Annotated in this window: 10 protein-coding genes and 1 CRISPR repeat array; of the genes, 9 read left to right on the top strand and 1 reads right to left on the bottom strand. The window is 69.0% G+C overall.

Annotated elements, in window-relative coordinates; all coding sequences use genetic code 11:
• Positions 1-641 precede the first annotated feature (641 nt).
• On the bottom strand, positions 642-1,742 hold the full coding sequence (locus BH719_RS05555; RefSeq protein WP_009743822.1) for a P-loop NTPase family protein: 1,101 nt from the start codon (positions 1,740-1,742) through the stop codon (positions 642-644).
• Positions 1,743-2,227: 485 nt separating this feature from the next.
• Here BH719_RS05555 and BH719_RS05550 point away from each other — a divergent pair, with 485 nt between their 5' ends.
• The 9 genes from BH719_RS05550 (at position 2,228) to cas2e (ending at position 11,988) form a co-directional block, all read left to right on the top strand.
• Positions 2,228-2,431: a hypothetical protein gene (locus BH719_RS05550; RefSeq protein ID WP_009743821.1), complete on the top strand. Its 204-nt coding sequence runs from the start codon at positions 2,228-2,230 to the stop codon at positions 2,429-2,431.
• Positions 2,432-2,529: 98 nt separating this feature from the next.
• A complete protein-coding gene (locus BH719_RS05545; RefSeq protein ID WP_009743820.1) occupies positions 2,530-5,547 on the top strand; it encodes a CRISPR-associated helicase/endonuclease Cas3 in 3,018 nt (1,005 codons plus the stop codon).
• The gene (gene casA / locus BH719_RS05540) at positions 5,544-7,238 is read left to right on the top strand and encodes a type I-E CRISPR-associated protein Cse1/CasA (protein WP_009743819.1); all 1,695 of its coding nucleotides are present in this window, start codon (positions 5,544-5,546) and stop codon (positions 7,236-7,238) included. Before BH719_RS05545 ends, casA begins: the two co-directional genes overlap by 4 nt.
• Positions 7,235-7,924 (top strand): type I-E CRISPR-associated protein Cse2/CasB, encoded by a 690-nt coding sequence (casB, locus tag BH719_RS09115; RefSeq protein WP_009743818.1) that lies wholly within the window; start codon positions 7,235-7,237, stop codon positions 7,922-7,924. Before casA ends, casB begins: the two co-directional genes overlap by 4 nt.
• Before the next feature lie 50 nt (positions 7,925-7,974).
• Positions 7,975-9,129, top strand: coding sequence for a type I-E CRISPR-associated protein Cas7/Cse4/CasC (cas7e, locus tag BH719_RS05530; RefSeq protein WP_009743817.1), 1,155 nt, complete (start codon positions 7,975-7,977; stop codon positions 9,127-9,129).
• A complete protein-coding gene (cas5e, locus tag BH719_RS05525) occupies positions 9,126-9,854 on the top strand; it encodes a type I-E CRISPR-associated protein Cas5/CasD (protein WP_034255281.1) in 729 nt (242 codons plus the stop codon). Before cas7e ends, cas5e begins: the two co-directional genes overlap by 4 nt.
• The gene (cas6e, locus tag BH719_RS05520) at positions 9,855-10,613 is read left to right on the top strand and encodes a type I-E CRISPR-associated protein Cas6/Cse3/CasE (RefSeq protein ID WP_009743815.1); all 759 of its coding nucleotides are present in this window, start codon (positions 9,855-9,857) and stop codon (positions 10,611-10,613) included.
• Positions 10,610-11,578, top strand: coding sequence for a type I-E CRISPR-associated endonuclease Cas1e (gene cas1e, locus BH719_RS05515; RefSeq protein WP_009743814.1), 969 nt, complete (start codon positions 10,610-10,612; stop codon positions 11,576-11,578). Before cas6e ends, cas1e begins: the two co-directional genes overlap by 4 nt.
• Positions 11,575-11,988 carry a type I-E CRISPR-associated endoribonuclease Cas2e gene (gene cas2e / locus BH719_RS05510; protein ID WP_009743813.1) on the top strand — a complete coding sequence of 138 codons (414 nt, stop codon included), beginning with the start codon at positions 11,575-11,577 and terminating at the stop codon, positions 11,986-11,988. The genes cas1e and cas2e overlap by 4 nt, the downstream gene beginning before the upstream one ends.
• 18 nt (positions 11,989-12,006) lie before the next feature.
• A CRISPR array of direct repeats spans positions 12,007-17,768; the repeat unit is 28 nt; unit sequence GTTTTCCCCGCACGCGCGGGGATGAGCC.
• Positions 17,769-17,799: the final 31 nt, after the last annotated feature.

Below are 17,799 nucleotides of genomic sequence, written 5' to 3'. Positions count from 1 at the left end.
CAGGTGGGTGCTCTGGGCGGGCGCGGCTCCGGTGCCGGGCCGCTCCTGGGCGGGGGGGCGCTGCGCTTGGGGGGCCGCCGGTGTCGGTCCTTGGGCGGTGGGCCTTTGCGCTTGGGGGGCCGCTGGGGTCTGGCCCTGGGGGGCGGGCCCCTGCGTTTGGGGGGCCGCCGGTGTCGGCCCTTGGGCGGCGGGCTTGCGGTCCCGCGTGATGGGCGTGGGGGCGGACTGCGCCGCGGGTGCCTGCTGGACGGGCTGCCCAGGGGCAGAAGCGCGCTGAGGAGTCTGGGACGGCGATGCCTGTGGCGCGGACTGCCCCTCGGGGACACCCGGGTTGGACGGTTGGGTCATCTGAGCGACTGCCTTCCTGCGTGGCGGAGCCTGGTCGACTACAGGCTATGTCACACAGTTAATCACGAAGGCGGCTCGGCGCGCAGCCGCCCGGCATGTGGCCTCAGTCTTCACCCGCGCGCCCGGGGGCGGCCTCAGTCAGGGCGACGTTGCCACCGCCCTTGGGACTTCACCCGCGCGCCCGGGGGTGGCCTGCTCCTGCGGCGCGCGCCTCGTCGATTCCTGGGCGTCAGGGGCGAAGCGGGTCTGCTCGCGCGCGGCGGCGCCCGCCTCGTCGGCGCAGGGGGCGGACCTCAGTCCTCGGGGGCGATGGAGCCGGGCAGGTCGGAGAGGATCCTCTTGGCCTGCACGATCAGGTCGTCGACGTCGGTGTCCTCCCCGGTGGCGGTGGTGGCGGGGATGGCGCCCGTGTACGTGGCCGTTTCGTCGATCTCGTCGTAGGTGGCCACACTCGACAGCGGCGCCGGATCCGCCGGATCCACCACGTTGAGGGAGTGCCACGCGACGGAGCCCGGGTCCTCGTCGTCGGCCCCGGCGGCGCCCGCCTCGTAGAAGAGGGGGGAGGCGGAGGGGATGGGGCCCAGGAGGTTCTTCGGATCCTCCGGGGAGCGCTCGAGCGACGCGTCGATGGCGTCGAGCGTGGGCGGCGCGGCGTCCAAGGAGACGGTGCCGTTGGCCAGCATGATGACGCGGTGCGCGCGCAGCGCGGTCTCCGGGTGGCGCGTGGCCACGACGACCGCGCACCCGGCGTCGGCCACGGCCCGCAGCAGCCCCACCAGCTCTTCGATGTCGTGGGCGGGCAGGACCGGAGGCTCCGTCACCAGGAACGCCTCCGCGCCCGACACGATGGCGCGCGCCACCGTGGCTTTGAAGCGCTCCAACGGCGCCAGCTCGGCGGGGCGGGCGTCCACCTTGGTGCGCAGGCCCGTGAGCTCCAGCGCGCCCACCAGGTTGTCCCAGTCCGCCACCGATCCCGTGGCGGCCAGCGGCGCCAGGATGTTCTGCCGGATCGTGAGATCCCTGTCGAGGGTGTCGCGCGCCCCCAGCAGGGCGACGGCCCCGATGCGCCCCGCCCACCGCTGGCGCGCCGAACGGGGCTTGGCGGACACCACGCGGCCGGAGTCCGGGTCCTCCAGGCCCGCGAGCACCAGGAACAGGGCGCGGGAGCGCAGGCCGGACGGATCCAGCACCGCCGTGATCCGCCGGGCCCGGAAGGCGACATCCACTCCGTCCAGCAGGGGAGCGCCCGACGACGGATCCCTGTAGGACAGGCCGAGCCCGCCGAGCAGCACCCGCCCGCCGCCCCCGTGGGCGGCGTGCGCCTTCCTGGAGCGCCACCACGGCTTGCGAGCCGGACGAAGCGACGCCCTCTCCTGGGCCTCAGAGTTCGACATGCTCCCATTCTGGCAGCGGATACCCAAAAACGCTCAGGGGCGCGCGGGGGGAGGTGTGAGAAGAGATCGCGTTGATTCATGGGATACTGGGGGCGCGAGCGAGGGAGCGGCTCTGTGTCTCGCATTGTTTTCCCCGGGGCGCACGGGGCTTGAACGCCCACCAGCGCTGCCAACGCTCGTGGCGGCGCCCGGCATCTCTGTGCGCGCGGGGGTGAGCCGTTGGATTTGCACAGTCATCCGACTGGTTCTTCATATTCCCCGCCTCCGCGGGGCTCTAATTTACTGAACTTGGATTTGCAAGCAGCCCTCATAGTGGTATCCTGGGGTCTGTCGGGCAACCGCCCGGCCTGGAAAACACAAGGGCCCACCGTCGGCAAACGGCGGGCCCTGCGGAGCCGGGACGGCTCGTGCTTTGAGCAAGCGCCCCCAGTCTATCCCGGCTCCTCGTCTGGTGTGGGTTGTGCAACCCGCAGAGAGGAGTAGCCATGAGCTACTGGATTTCGTCCCCCATCGGTCGTGTGGTCGTCGGGAACCGTGAAACCCGCGAGTACCACCGCGTCGCGAACGTGAACGCGAACTGCCAGTTGCCCGAGATCGTCCGGTCGCGGCGGCTCGTCGGTTTCACCCCCGATTCGGTGGCCCAGGCGGTGGCGGAGGGCTTCGACCCCTGCTGGTACTGTTCGCGCTGAGCCGTCTTCGCCCGGAAGTGTGAGGAACCTCTCCCGCTTCCGGGCGTCGAGGGTTATTATGGAACGGATTTCGTCTCAGGGCTGAGAGGGAGAGCAATATGGCCCGGAAAGTCGATGGCAAGGTCGTGGAGGCACCAGTAGTGGCCGCTGCGCCGCCGCCCCCGGAGTTCCCGCGGGCCGAACCCGGTCTGACAGCCGAGGGGCTGTCCGGGCTCACCCGCTCCTTCTGGGCGAAGAGCGGCAAACGGAACCCCGCGGACTGGCTGTCCGTCCCGCAGCACCTGATGGACGCGGCCGACGTGGCGGGCAGGCTCTTCGACTCCTACCTCAGCGAGCACCACCGCGCACTCCTGGCCTCCGTGTGGGGCGCCGACCAGGCGAAGGCGCGCGCCAGCCTCGTCTTCCTGGCGGGCGTCCACGACGTGGGGAAGGCGTCGCTGCCCTTCTGCTGCCAGCACGGCCCGCTCGCCGACTTCGTCCGCGCCCACGGCGTCCGCGTCCCCCAACGGCGGGACGTGCCGGACCGTGCGGACCTGCCCCACGGCCTCGCCAGCCGGTTCGCCTTCGTCAATGCGATTGCGGAGGGTGGCGGGGACCGGAGGCGCGCGTCCAAATGGGCGACGATCATCGGCGTCCACCACGGGCGCTACCCGGACGGCGCGCAGATCAAAGCAGCGCGCGACGCCTACAACGGAGAACTCGGCCGCCCACAGAAAGAACCTCGTTGGGAGCAGTCCCGCCAGGAACTCATCGAGTGGATGGCCCGTCGCAGCGGCTTCCCACTGAGGCCCCAAATTCCGTCGGCGCTCCCCCGGCTGCCGATCGCGGTGGCCTCGGCCTACGCCTCGGTGGTCGTCATCGCCGACTGGATCGCCTCGAACGAGGACTACTTCCCCCTGCGCCCCCAAGCCGGACGGGAGCGGGAACTCATCGCGGACGAGCAGTGGGAGCGCGTCGAACGCGGGTGGGGGCTCGCCGACATGCCCCGCCCGATGACGGTGCCCCCCACGGCAGGCGGATCCCCCGAGTCGTACTACCGCCACCGCTTCGGCTGGGGGCCGGCGATCACCCCCACCGACGCCCAGATCGCAGCGGTGAGGCTGGCCGAGGAGGCCGACCCCGACCTCATGATCGTCGAGGCGCCGCCGGGGTCGGGGAAGACCGAACTCGCCTTCGCCGTCGCCGAGCGGATGGTCCGCTCCCGGGGACTGCAGGGCGTGTTCATCGGGCTGCCCACGCAGGCGACCACCAACGCCATGTACGAGCGCGCCACGAAATGGCTGACGAACCTGCTGGGCGACAGCCCGCAGCGCCTCGGCATCCACTTGGCCCACGGCAAGAACGACCTCAACGACGCCTTCGTCGAATTACTGGACCGCGACCGCGGGTACCCGGTGCAGGTCCACGACGAGGAAGAGGAGCGTTCTGGGGAGGACCACTCCTCCCTCCGCGCCAGTGCGTGGATGGCCGGTCGGTGGCGCGCCACCCTGTCGCCCGTCGTGATCGGCACAATCGACCAAGTCCTGCTGACCGCGCTCAAATCGCGCCACGTCCTGGTCCGCCACCTGGGGCTGATGGGGAAAGCCGTGATCCTCGACGAGGTCCACGCGGCCGACACCTACATGGGAACCTACTTGAAGGCCGCGCTCACCTGGCTGGGCATGTACGGGATCCCCGTGGTCCTCCTCTCGGCGACCCTTCCGGCGGAGCGCAGGATCGAACTCGCCGAAGCGTACAGGCGGGGCCGGTGCCGCCGCGAGGTCGACGACAGTGCCCGCCTCGACGGCAATATCGGGTACCCCGTGCTCACGACGGTTCCCCGGGGCGGGCAGGAGGTCGATGTCCACGTCGTCGGAGGCGGGGGCCCCGAGGCGCGCAGAACGATACTCCCGTTGGTCGCGCAGTCCCCGCAGGACCTCGTGCCCGCCCTCGACGAGGCGCTCGCCGAGGGCGGGTGCGCCGTCGTCATCCGCAATACCGTGAAGGACGCGCAGGCCACTTACGACGCCCTCGCCCCGCACTTCGGCGCGGACGGGGTGACGCTGCTGCACTCCCGCTTCATCGCGAGTGACCGGGCGGCGCGCGACGAACGGATGCTGCGCCTCTTCGGCAAGGACAGCGCTGCGCGACCCCGCAAGCACGTGGTCGTCGCCACCCAGGTCATCGAGCAGAGCCTCGATGTCGATTTCGACGTGATGATCACCGACCCGGCGCCAATGGACCTCGTGCTGCAGAGGATCGGGCGGCTCCACCGCCACCCCGGCAGGGAACGCCCGTCTGGGCTGCGGGAAGCCCGCTGCCACGTGATGGTCGCCGACACGGGATCAGCGCCGTGGGCCTACTCGGGCGGCACCGACGTCGTCTACGAGCGCTCCCACGTGCTCCGCGCCCTCGGCATCCTGGCGGACCGCGGACGGATCGGAGTCGAGCGGCCCGGGGACTACGCGGAACTCACCCAACTCGCCTACTCGGACGAGGCAGTCGGCCCCGCCACCTGGGCCGGGGCGCTCCAGGAAGCGGAGCGGAAGGCGCGGAATAACGCGAATACCGCGGTGGATCGTGCGAGAACGTGGTGCCTCACCGGCCCCAGGCTCCCGCAATGGAACGCGGACAGACTCGAGGAGTCGTTCGTCGGCAACGCCTCAACCGGGGACGGCGCCCCCAAAGGCCGGCAAGCCGCCGCACAGGCCGCCGTCAGGGACTCCGAGGACCAGATCCCCGTTCTCCTGGTCGCAGTCGATCCCGGCATGGGTTGCGTCCCCATCAAGCCGCCCTGGCAGCTCGACGCCGATGGGGAGACCATCCCCATTGACGTGAGCACCTGGCCCAGTTCCGGCCTCGTGCGGGAGATGCGCACGTGGAGCCTCTCGCTGCCGCCGTGGCCGTTCCGCGAGAACGGGAAAGCGATCGACGAAGTGGTGGACGCAGTTGCGTGCGCCATCTGGGACGATGAGGCCACCAGGGATTGGGAGTGCCTGGAGCACCCGCTGCTCCGCGGCGAACTGGTCCTGGCGATGCACAAGACCGACGAGGGGTCCACCCGGTTGGAGCGGGACCTGCTCGGATGCCACCTCGTATACACCCAGGAGAGAGGATTGGAGGTGCGGGGCCGATGACTGACCCTGATTACAACCTGCTGGACGAGGCGTGGATCCCCGTCCGGCTGCTTGACGGGAGCGTCGAGAAAATGGGGTTGCTCGACGTGTTCCGCAACACGAACGAGATCACGGATCTCGCCTGCGAGTTGCCCACTCAGAAGATCGCGATCCAAAGGATCCTGTTGGCGGTCTGCTACCGCGTGAAACCGTCGCATGATGATGCGGAGGGGGAGCCTCTCAACGCGGACGAGGACTGGCTCGTTCAGTGGCGGGCCGGTGCCCCCACCGACGAGGCGCTCGTCTACCTGGAACGGTGGCGCGACAGGTTCTTCCTCTTCGGTGGACAGCGTCCCTTCATGCAGGCTCCGGACCTGCGCACTGCGAAAGACGCGGTGTCCGGGCTGGAGAAGATCATCGCTGATATTCCCAATGGAGAGCAGTTCTTCACGACCCGGCACACCCGGGCCATCGCGCGCATCCCCGCCGACGAGGCGGCCCTCTGGCTGGTCCACGCCCACGCCTACGACCCCTCCGGCATCCGGTCGGGCGCGGTGGGCGATCCCGATGTGAAGGGCGGGAAGGGCTACCCGATCGGCCCCTCGTGGTGCGGGCAGACGGGGACGGTTCTGCTCAAGGGCAAGAACCTCGACGAGACGCTGGTCCTCAACCTCGTCCCATTCGATTCGGGGCCGTTGCAGGGCCCGGATCCCGCAGGGGACAAGGGGGCGTGCACGTGGGAGGCCGAGGACATCGAAACCGCGCAACGCCGGGACTTCAGCCGGGACGGGGACCCCGACCCTGCGGGGATCAGCATTCCGCGGCTGTTCACGTGGCACTCGAGGCGCATCCGCCTGGTCGGCGACAGGAGCGGGGTGACGGGGGTCGTCCTGGCGCAGGGCGACAAACTGGCTCCGCAGAACATGCAGCGCTTCGAGCCGATGAGCCTATGGCGCTACTCGATGCCGCAGTCGAAGAAGTTCCGCGAGCACACCTACATGCCGAGGAAGCACGAGCCGGGCCGGGCGCTTTGGCGGAATCTGCCAGGGATACTGCCCGGACTGGGGGTTATTGAGGGATTCGACAAGGGGAAGCAACGGGAGTTCCTCCCCGCGCAGACGCTGGGATTTCACGAGGGGATCGAGCAAGGACCTGGTGCGGAATATCCCGTGCGCGTTCGGGTCGAAGCCGTTGGCGTCACCTATGGGCCGCAGGAGGCGACCTTCGAGGACCTGTACCACGACGAGCTCAGTTTTTCGACGGCGCTCCTCAAAGAGAAGGGCGAGGAGCTTCCGCATCTCATCGACGGCCAGGTGAGGTGCACAGAGCAGGTGGCCTCGCGCGTCGGCATTTTCGCTGCGAACCTGGCCAGGGCAGCCGGCCAGAGCGGTGACGGCGCGGGCGACGGGGCGCGGGATAGTGCGAGGGAGCAGTTCTTCGCCCTCGTCGACGACCCGTTCCGCCGGTGGCTCGCCCGACTCGATGGGGACTCCGACGTGGACGCGGTGCGCGGCGAGTGGCACGGGGAAGTGAGGCGCATCGTGAGGCTCCTCGCCAAACGCCTGGTGGATGAGGCCCCGCCCAGTGCGACGATCGGCCGTGAGACGAAGGGCGGCTTTATGAGCGTTGGCATAGCGGAGAACATCCTGTGGGCGGCCGTGAACAAGACGATGCCCAGAACCGAAGACCAATTGAAAGAAGGCGAGAAATGACTGGTGAAGAGGCCGACGCCCGGCAGGCGGACTCCGCATCGAAGCCGTGCCCCGAGACTGCCGTGCTCAACCGTTCTTGGGAGAGTGCTGAGAAAGTGAGGAAATGGGTGGAGTGGGTGATCCCGCGCCGACTCAACGGGAGGGAAGCATCGGCCATGGCCGCCCGCGCCCAATTGCGGCACGGCGCAGGCAAGGAGGTCGGAGCCGTCCCATCGATCTGGGCTTACACGCTCGAATCCCAGAGGCCGGAACTGAGTGATCAGAGACCGTCCTGGGGGGAGAACGCGGTCCACACGGCCCTGACGCTGTGGGCCAGGCACCAGGGCTCCAACGCAGCGCCCATGCACATGGTCGACGCCAAGGAGACTCCCCGGTCGTTCGGCTCGGCGGTGCGCGCTCTGGCCGAGAAGGGAAGGGGCGACAAACGCCCCGAGGAGACCCCCGTGTACCGGCGCCTGTCCTCCGTGGTCGCCGCGCAGACCTTCGGTGCCCTTTCCCACCACCTGCGGGGCATCGTCGATCTGCTCGAGGCGGCGGAGATCCCCATGGACTACGGACTCCTCGCCGCCGACCTCTTCGAGTGGCAGATCCCCCGACGTCGCAGTGCAGTCACCCGCCGATGGGGGCGGCAATTCGCGCGCGCCCCCATTCCCGCCGAAAGCGCCGAGGATGAGGCCTCGGAGTAACGACACCCCCCATTTGTTAGCAACGACGCACACCGAAAGGAACACCTTCAATGTCTCGTTTTATCGATATTCACGTCCTGCAGACCCTTCCCCCCTCGAACCCCAACCGCGACGACACCGGGGCGCCCAAGACCGCGACCTTCGGAGGAGTTCGACGGATGCGCATCTCCTCGCAGGCCATCAAGCGCGCGACGCGGGAGGACTTCGAGAAGCTCGCCCCGGAGGGGAACCGCGGGATCCGCACCAAGCTCGTCGTCGAACTGGTGAGGGCGGCGATCGTCGAACGTGCCCCCCAGCTGGCCCAGAGCGCCGCGGAGCTCGCGGAAATGGGCCTGGTCGAAATAGGGTTCAAACTCACCGAGCCCAAGCGCAAGAAGAACGAGGAGACGACCGACCAGAAACTCAAGGAAGCGGGTTTCCTCGTGTTCCTCTCGGCGAAGCAGATCGAGCACCTCGCCGAGGCGCTGGTCTCCGTGGCGGACGCCGAGGACCGGAAGAAGGCGTTCAAAGCCCTCAAACCGAAGACCCTGGTCGACACGGACCACTCGATCAGCATCGCGCTCTTCGGGCGGATGGTCGCCGAACCCAATTCCCTCAACGTCAACGCCGCCTGCCAGGTCGCACACGCCCTGGGAGTGGGCGAGGTCGAGTCCGAGTACGACTACTACACCGCCGTCGACGACGAGAAGAAGCGCGACGACGAGGCCGATGAGGGCGCCGGGATGATCGGCACCATCGAGTTCGCCTCGGCCACCGTCTACCGCTACGCGACGATCAACGTCGACCTGCTCGAGGAGAACCTCGGCTCCGTGGACGCCGCTGACGACGCGATCAGGCTGTTCATCGACAGTTTCGTGCGCGCTATGCCCACGGGAAAGGTCACGACCTTCGCGAACCGGACCCTCCCCGACGCCGTCGTCGTCCAAGTGCGGGACGACCAGCCGATCAACCTCGTCGGCGCGTTCGAGGAGCCCGTTCCCGCAAAAACTGCGGGCGACGGTACGAAGAAGGGTTTCGCGGGACCCGCTGTCAAGAGGCTCGTTGCATTCGAGAAGGACATGCGTGCGCTGACCGGGATGACGCCGAAGGCCTCGTTGGTGGCGTGGACCACGCACAAGGCCGAGTCGATCGCCGAACTCGGCCAGCAAGTCCGCCTCGTCGACCTGGGCGGCGCCGCCGTTGACGCTCTTCGAGGGCAGCAATGAGTGAAGTCCTGGTACTGAGACTGGCGGGCCCCTTGCAGTCATGGGGCTCCTCCAGCCGGTTCACACGGCGATCGACCGAGGCGTTCCCGACGAAAAGCGGGATCGTCGGGTTGCTCGCCGCCGCCCAGGGGCGCAGGAGGACGGACCCGATCGAGGACCTCGCGCAGCTGCGCATGGCCGTGCGGATCGACCAGCCGGGCGAATTGCTGCGCGACTTCCACACAGCCCATAGGGGGAAGACCGCGATGCCGCTCTCCGACCGCTTCTACTGGTCCGACGCGGTGTTCGCCGCCTTCGTCGAAGGCCCCGACGGACTGATCAACGCCCTCGCCAACGCGATCCGCCGACCTGCGTTCCCGCTGTACCTCGGGCGCAGGGCGTGCCCTCCTGCGCTTCCGCTGTTCCTCGCGGTGGAATCCGATCCGATTTGGGAGGTCGTCCGGAGCACTGGGTGGCTCGCTTCGGGATTCCACCGAAAGCGCCAGCGGGCCAAGCGCGAGGTCCAGGTCCGGGTGGTCGCCGACGCGGGGATCGTCCCCGGTGCGGACGAGTCCACGCCCGGGCGCACCCTCCAGGACGTGCCGGTCAGTTTCGACTCCGAGCGGCGGCTCTACACGTTCCGCCAAGTCGAGGAGGCGAGTGTGCCCTTGCAGAACCCCGAGTACGATGAGTCGGCGCATGGGAGTGCGCTGACGGGCGGCCACGACCCCATGGAGGTGCTCTGAATGTTCCTCACCCGAATCTTCCTCAACCCCGGCAGACGGGGGTGCAGGGAACTGATCTCGAGCAGGCAGCGCCTCCACGCGGTGGTGCTCAACTGTTTCCCCCCGGGCGCCCTGGACGCCCCCGAGGAGGGCAGGCTCCTGTGGCGGCTCGACGGGTCTGGCGCGGCGCGGGCCTCCAGGCGCGCAGTCGGCGGTCGCGCCCACGAGGCGCTGATCCTCTACGTCTCCAGCCCGGTGCCGATGGACCCCTCGCTGATCGTGGAAACAGCGGGGTACGCGACGGACGAGGGTGTCACGGTGCGCGACACGGGCGCCTTCCTCGAAGCGCTGAGCCCCGGGCAGCGATGGGGTTTCCGTATCACCGTCAACCCCACGTTCCGCGACACCAAGCAGCGCAACGGGAAGGGGAAGAAGAAGACCCTCGCGCACGTCACGATCGCCCAGCAGACCCAGTGGCTGCTGGACCGGACCGAGGCGAACGGCTTCTCCATCCTCACCTCCCGCGAGATCGGCGGGGACCTGCCGGTCCTCGAGGACGAGGCGGGGGAGCGCGTCGACGGCGCCAACCTCGTCGTCGACTGCGTCGGCCGGGGCATCGAGAAGTTCCAGCACGACGGCACGTATGTGACGATCCAGATGGCGACGTTCCAAGGAGTCCTGGAGGTGCGCGACCCCGCGAGGCTCCGCGCCTGCCTCGTCGGCGGGATGGGGCGGTCCAAAGCCTACGGCTGCGGGCTGATGACGTTGGCGCGGCCATGACGCCGATACCGGGAGCGCGGCCCCCTGACCCGAAGGATCTCGTTCGGGTCAGGGACCGCCTCACGTTCCTCTACGTGGAGCGGTGCGTCATCCACCGCGACTCCAACGCGATAACCATTACCGACAGCAGAGGGGTGGCGCACGTCCCCGCCGCAGCGCTGTCGGTCCTCCTCATGGGGCCTGGTGTCAAGATCACGCACTCCGCCATCTCGGTGCTCTCCGAGAGCGGATCGACTGCGGTGTGGGTGGGGGAGAACGGCGTGCGGTACTACGCCCACGGGAACCCGCCGTCACGCTCCTCCCGGCTCCTGGAGGCGCAGGCCAAGGCCGTCAGCGACCCCGCGCTGCGCCTCGCCGTCGCCCGCCAGATGTACCTCATGCGCTTCCAGGGCGAGGACGTCGCGAAGCTCAGCCTGCAGCAGTTGCGCGGGCGCGAAGGGGCACGGGTGCGGCGCCTGTACAGGCACAACTCCCAGCGCACCGGGATCCCCTGGGACAGACGCGAGTACGACCCGGACGACTTCGAGGGCGGATCGGTGGTGAACCAGGCGCTCTCGGCCGCCAATTCCGCCCTTTACGGAGTGGTCCACGCGGTGATCGTCGCCCTCGGCTGCTCGCCAGGACTCGGATTCGTGCACAGCGGCACCTACAGGGCGTTCGTCTACGACATCGCGGACCTGTACAAAGCGGACCTGTCCATCCCCGTTGCCTTCGACGTCGCCGCCCTGGGAGGCGAAACGCCGATCGGCACGGAGGCGAGGCGGCGCGTGCGCGACGCCGTCCGCGAGTGCCGCCTGCTCGAGCAGGCCGTGCGGGACATCAAGGCCCTCCTGGCCTTGAGCGGCGACCCCATTGACGCCGATGATGACGACGAGGCCCTGATCGTCGACGACTTGCACCTGTGGGACGACTTCGAGGGGACCGTCGCCGCGGGGGTGTCCTACGAGGAAAGATCCGTGACATGATCGTGCTCGTCCTCTCGGCCGTGCCCGAAGGGCTGCGCGGGCACGTCACGCGCTGGCTCCTTGAGATATCTCCTGGCGTATTCGTGGGGAACCTGGGCAGCCGCGTTCGAGAGCGGCTGTGGGAGATCGTCATCAAGACCATGGGGAGCGGTCGGGCGATCATGGTCTACAGGGCGCGCAACGAGCAGGGCCTCGAGTTCCTCACCTGGGGGGACCCCTGGCGCCCAGTGGACTTCGAGGGCATCCGGCTCATGATGCGCCCAGCGCTCGCCCAAGGGCGGGGCCAGTACACAGACCCCGCCGACGCGCCCGACACTGCCCGCCGTTTGCGCGGGCGCCCGGGAATGAGTAACTTCCAGAAAAGGCGGAAGGCTCGAGGGTTTCCAAGATCCGACCGACCCGAGCGGTAAAAGCCCAGGTCAGGAAGCGTTTTCCCCGCACGCGCGGGGATGAGCCGAGGCCGAGGACGCCCCCATGTGGGACGACGACGTTTTCCCCGCACGCGCGGGGATGAGCCCGCGCGCTCGTACTCGCCGGCGCTCATGGTCTCGTTTTCCCCGCACGCGCGGGGATGAGCCGCGGACTTCGAGTTCAAGGTCGTGGACAAGCCCGTTTTCCCCGCACGCGCGGGGATGAGCCGTCCGTGATCGGCTCACCACACAGATGGCACACGTTTTCCCCGCACGCGCGGGGATGAGCCGCTCACCGCCTCCAACGACCTGGTGCCCGCACTGTTTTCCCCGCACGCGCGGGGATGAGCCGAGAGGGTGAGTGAACTCACGGTCGCGGGGCTGGTTTTCCCCGCACGCGCGGGGATGAGCCCGCGGGCGAAGAACGCTTTGATCCTTCGCACGGGTTTTCCCCGCACGCGCGGGGATGAGCCGCCGGGCATGCGCTTCGACAAGTTGAGCCAACTGTTTTCCCCGCACGCGCGGGGATGAGCCCTCGTTCAAGGCATCGACCGAAATCGACTCCAAGTTTTCCCCGCACGCGCGGGGATGAGCCCAACTCCATTTCCATAATGCACACTCCCTACTCGTTTTCCCCGCACGCGCGGGGATGAGCCCCATCATGGGGACCGCCGTCCATGCCGTCACCGGTTTTCCCCGCACGCGCGGGGATGAGCCCCTGGTTCAACGCGCGGGGCATCGCAGACCAACGTTTTCCCCGCACGCGCGGGGATGAGCCCAGGGTCAGTGCGCTAACGGAAAGGAACAGTCAGTTTTCCCCGCACGCGCGGGGATGAGCCCGATAGTATGACGTTGGTCTGCGATGCCCCGCGGTTTTCCCCGCACGCGCGGGGATGAGCCGACAAATGTGTGTTTGTAGCAAGGAAAAATGCTGTTTTCCCCGCACGCGCGGGGATGAGCCTACCAGGATGCCAGTGTGATCGCCCCGTCCCGGGTTTTCCCCGCACGCGCGGGGATGAGCCGGGCGCGGCGCAGATGGTCCAAGCCCTGCAGGAGTTTTCCCCGCACGCGCGGGGATGAGCCGGTTCGGGTCGGGTCCGAGGACGCGCTCGGCGCGTTTTCCCCGCACGCGCGGGGATGAGCCGATCGCCGATATCAATACCCGCATGGGCCTGACGTTTTCCCCGCACGCGCGGGGATGAGCCCGGCGGCCACCTGGTCCCTGACCTCGACGCCGAGTTTTCCCCGCACGCGCGGGGATGAGCCCAAGCACCAAGCGGCGCAGCGCCTGAGTGCGCCGTTTTCCCCGCACGCGCGGGGATGAGCCCACCACGCGAACATGCTCATCAGGGAATGCTGGGTTTTCCCCGCACGCGCGGGGATGAGCCATACTCAAGTACCGCCGCATAGCGTTCCCCTTCGTTTTCCCCGCACGCGCGGGGATGAGCCCGCGAGCCTGCGCGGCGCCGACGATGACTCCGGGTTTTCCCCGCACGCGCGGGGATGAGCCTGTCCTCGTAGGGGCGGGTCTCCCACTCGCTCAGTTTTCCCCGCACGCGCGGGGATGAGCCGGCCAGACGCTGCGCAACATATGGCCCGTCGAAGTTTTCCCCGCACGCGCGGGGATGAGCCCCCCGAGGGGAACGCACACAATCACCATCCGAAGTTTTCCCCGCACGCGCGGGGATGAGCCCCCGTTCCTCAGCCTCGCCGCCCAGGACACCGAGTTTTCCCCGCACGCGCGGGGATGAGCCGCCGGCTTTCGAGCCATGCGTAGTGGCCAGAAAGTTTTCCCCGCACGCGCGGGGATGAGCCGAAGGGCCTGGAGGAGCAGATCGGCGCCCTCGAGTTTTCCCCGCACGCGCGGGGATGAGCCCGTGGCTGGGGGTGCGCCCCTCGGCGACCTGGCGTTTTCCCCGCACGCGCGGGGATGAGCCCTGTTTCTGCGCCGCGTCGGCGAGGTCCTTCCAGTTTTCCCCGCACGCGCGGGGATGAGCCGGTGAGCAGGCCCTCGTGCGGGCCGTCGATGCGGTTTTCCCCGCACGCGCGGGGATGAGCCGCCCGAGAAGAGGGTCTTCACCCACTCATACGCGTTTTCCCCGCACGCGCGGGGATGAGCCGGGCGGGCGCGACCGTCTGGTCCCGCTGACCGAGTTTTCCCCGCACGCGCGGGGATGAGCCCCCAACCATGGATCAAGCCTCGCCGACGCCGTGGTTTTCCCCGCACGCGCGGGGATGAGCCCGGCGTGGGTAGCATCCGGGCGAGTTCTTCCTTGTTTTCCCCGCACGCGCGGGGATGAGCCCAAGGTCCGAGGCGTCGGGGCCGGGCGGGTTTGTTTTCCCCGCACGCGCGGGGATGAGCCCATGAGCTCCATCCTCGGCGCGCAGCTCAAGAAGTTTTCCCCGCACGCGCGGGGATGAGCCGGTCGCCCAGAGCGTCGGGGCGGCGGTGGGGTCGTTTTCCCCGCACGCGCGGGGATGAGCCCACCGTCATGCCCGTACCGGACAGCGCCGACGAGTTTTCCCCGCACGCGCGGGGATGAGCCGGGCCTCGGCGACGTCGAAGACAGGAGCAAGGGGTTTTCCCCGCACGCGCGGGGATGAGCCGTCGTCGTGCAGGAGGGGGTCGGTGTCGAATCGGTTTTCCCCGCACGCGCGGGGATGAGCCGCGGTCCCGGCGGGGACGGTCTTCGCCGGGGACGTTTTCCCCGCACGCGCGGGGATGAGCCCGCCAGGTCTTGCAGCTGTTGGGAGGAGCCGCCGTTTTCCCCGCACGCGCGGGGATGAGCCGCTGAGCCAGCTCATGCCGGTCTGCCGCGCGCTGTTTTCCCCGCACGCGCGGGGATGAGCCGCGTCAGGGCGCGGGCAGTACGAGATTCGTACCGTTTTCCCCGCACGCGCGGGGATGAGCCCGAGGGACCAGCCCGCCAAGTCGCGCACCAGGTGTTTTCCCCGCACGCGCGGGGATGAGCCGCGCGCGCACGGGCTCCTGGGCCCCGAGCACGCGTTTTCCCCGCACGCGCGGGGATGAGCCGCGGGGGCGCCCGACCTCGGGCTGGCGGATGAGGTTTTCCCCGCACGCGCGGGGATGAGCCGTCGGGGTCGCCGTCGTGATCGACGGTGCGGCTGTTTTCCCCGCACGCGCGGGGATGAGCCGCCCGGCCTGGTAGGCGGCCTCCAGGATGCAGGGTTTTCCCCGCACGCGCGGGGATGAGCCGGCAGAGCTTCACGCGGCCGAGGTCGTCGGGGAGTTTTCCCCGCACGCGCGGGGATGAGCCTCCGCGCCGGAAGAATCCTGCGCCAGGCGTTCGGTTTTCCCCGCACGCGCGGGGATGAGCCTCCGCCGCACCGCCGACCGTGAACACGCCGACTGTTTTCCCCGCACGCGCGGGGATGAGCCGGGCCGCCTCGGCGGCCCGCAAGGAGGAACTCGGTTTTCCCCGCACGCGCGGGGATGAGCCGAGGGCAGCGGGAATCTCGTCGGCGAACGCGGCGTTTTCCCCGCACGCGCGGGGATGAGCCCCGGCCCCGCAGGTCGGGGACCCGGAACGTGAAGTTTTCCCCGCACGCGCGGGGATGAGCCCCAGCAGGTCACCTACGCCAACCCGCAAGGGGAGTTTTCCCCGCACGCGCGGGGATGAGCCGTTCTCGCTATTCGTGCCGTGGGTTTTCGTCTCGTTTTCCCCGCACGCGCGGGGATGAGCCCTCCTTTCCTCAGATGGCGACGGGCCCGGCGAAGTTTTCCCCGCACGCGCGGGGATGAGCCCGCGAACCAGTGGGTCATCAGCGACCTATCCATGTTTTCCCCGCACGCGCGGGGATGAGCCGCGGGGGCGCCCGGCCTCGGGTTGGCGGATGAGGTTTTCCCCGCACGCGCGGGGATGAGCCTCACCCTGGCCCTCCGCGCCGACCGCGCCCTGCGTTTTCCCCGCACGCGCGGGGATGAGCCGTCTTGGGTCGTGGCGCCTGTGCGGCGCAGTGCGTTTTCCCCGCACGCGCGGGGATGAGCCGAATGCCTTGATCCTTCGCACGCTTGTGTCCTTGTTTTCCCCGCACGCGCGGGGATGAGCCCGAAGCGAGCGAACTCACCCGGATCATCGGGAAGTTTTCCCCGCACGCGCGGGGATGAGCCCCATCCGATCCCGGAGTCCGCTCCGGCGGCGGTGTTTTCCCCGCACGCGCGGGGATGAGCCGATCGCCTGCCTCCTGCGCGAGGCCGCCGACGCGTTTTCCCCGCACGCGCGGGGATGAGCCGTTGCGCGGGTGGTCACCGAGCGCAGCGCGGACGTTTTCCCCGCACGCGCGGGGATGAGCCCGCGCGTTCGGGAACCGGTGGACCACGGCGAAGGTTTTCCCCGCACGCGCGGGGATGAGCCGATGGGCGACGCCGTGTGGCGCACCTTCGTCGTGTTTTCCCCGCACGCGCGGGGATGAGCCCATGACAGAGTATTTACCCGGGATGAGCCCCGGGTTTTCCCCGCACGCGCGGGGATGAGCCCGCCGTGAAGATCCTCGTCGCCGTCATCGGCGCGTTTTCCCCGCACGCGCGGGGATGAGCCGCCCTGGCCCTTGTCGTCGGTTGTGGTGATGTCGTTTTCCCCGCACGCGCGGGGATGAGCCCGCGTGCAAGTCGGAGGGCTGGCAGCGCCAGCAGTTTTCCCCGCACGCGCGGGGATGAGCCGGCGTTGCGGATGGGCTCGAGAACGTTCCAGACGTTTTCCCCGCACGCGCGGGGATGAGCCCTGATGGCGCGCAGCGGCATCTACCGGGTCGAGGTTTTCCCCGCACGCGCGGGGATGAGCCCATCTGTCGCCGGGCTCTACTGTTGCCACATGAGTTTTCCCCGCACGCGCGGGGATGAGCCCCACCGCTGTGCGCACCTGCGGACCGCTCGCGCGTTTTCCCCGCACGCGCGGGGATGAGCCGTGGTCCCACGTCCACCTCTTGCGGTCCAGGTCGTTTTCCCCGCACGCGCGGGGATGAGCCCCCGCTCCGCATCAAGGGCGCCGCCACCGAGGTGTTTTCCCCGCACGCGCGGGGATGAGCCCCAGCGCAGCCGAGACATCCGACCAGGTCACCGGTTTTCCCCGCACGCGCGGGGATGAGCCCCGGGCGCCGCAGATTGCGACGGCTGCCCGCCAGTTTTCCCCGCACGCGCGGGGATGAGCCGGTCGATGGGCACCTGAGCGCTGCGACGGTCGGGTTTTCCCCGCACGCGCGGGGATGAGCCCGTCGGGGATGCTCAAGTCCGAACGCATGTAGAGTTTTCCCCGCACGCGCGGGGATGAGCCCTACATCACCTATGAGCGGTCGCTAGTGCACCGGTTTTCCCCGCACGCGCGGGGATGAGCCAGAGTGGGCGCGCTTGTGCCCTGACTACCACGTGGTTTTCCCCGCACGCGCGGGGATGAGCCCAGGCGCCTACGTAGTGTGGTTTAGATTGTTTAGTTTTCCCCGCACGCGCGGGGATGAGCCTGAGAAGGAACTCGAACAGGCACGGGACGCGCAGTTTTCCCCGCACGCGCGGGGATGAGCCCTGCAGAGATACGAAAGGGTGTTGCATAAGTTTGTTTTCCCCGCACGCGCGGGGATGAGCCTGGGAGCAAGAAATGAAACCCACAACCACCGTTGTTTTCCCCGCACGCGCGGGGATGAGCCGCCATCGGCGGCCCCTGTGATGGCGCCGTAGCCGTTTTCCCCGCACGCGCGGGGATGAGCCCGCCCTTCTACCCCCCTGCCTAGGCCAGGACACGTTTTCCCCGCACGCGCGGGGATGAGCCGGCGTCGAGCTCGCGGTCCATGCCCTCAGCC

The sequence above is a fragment of the Pauljensenia hongkongensis genome (genome assembly GCF_001746855.1).
Lineage (GTDB): Bacteria > Actinomycetota > Actinomycetes > Actinomycetales > Actinomycetaceae > Pauljensenia > Pauljensenia hongkongensis.
This window is presented reverse-complemented; position numbering and strand designations above follow the sequence as displayed.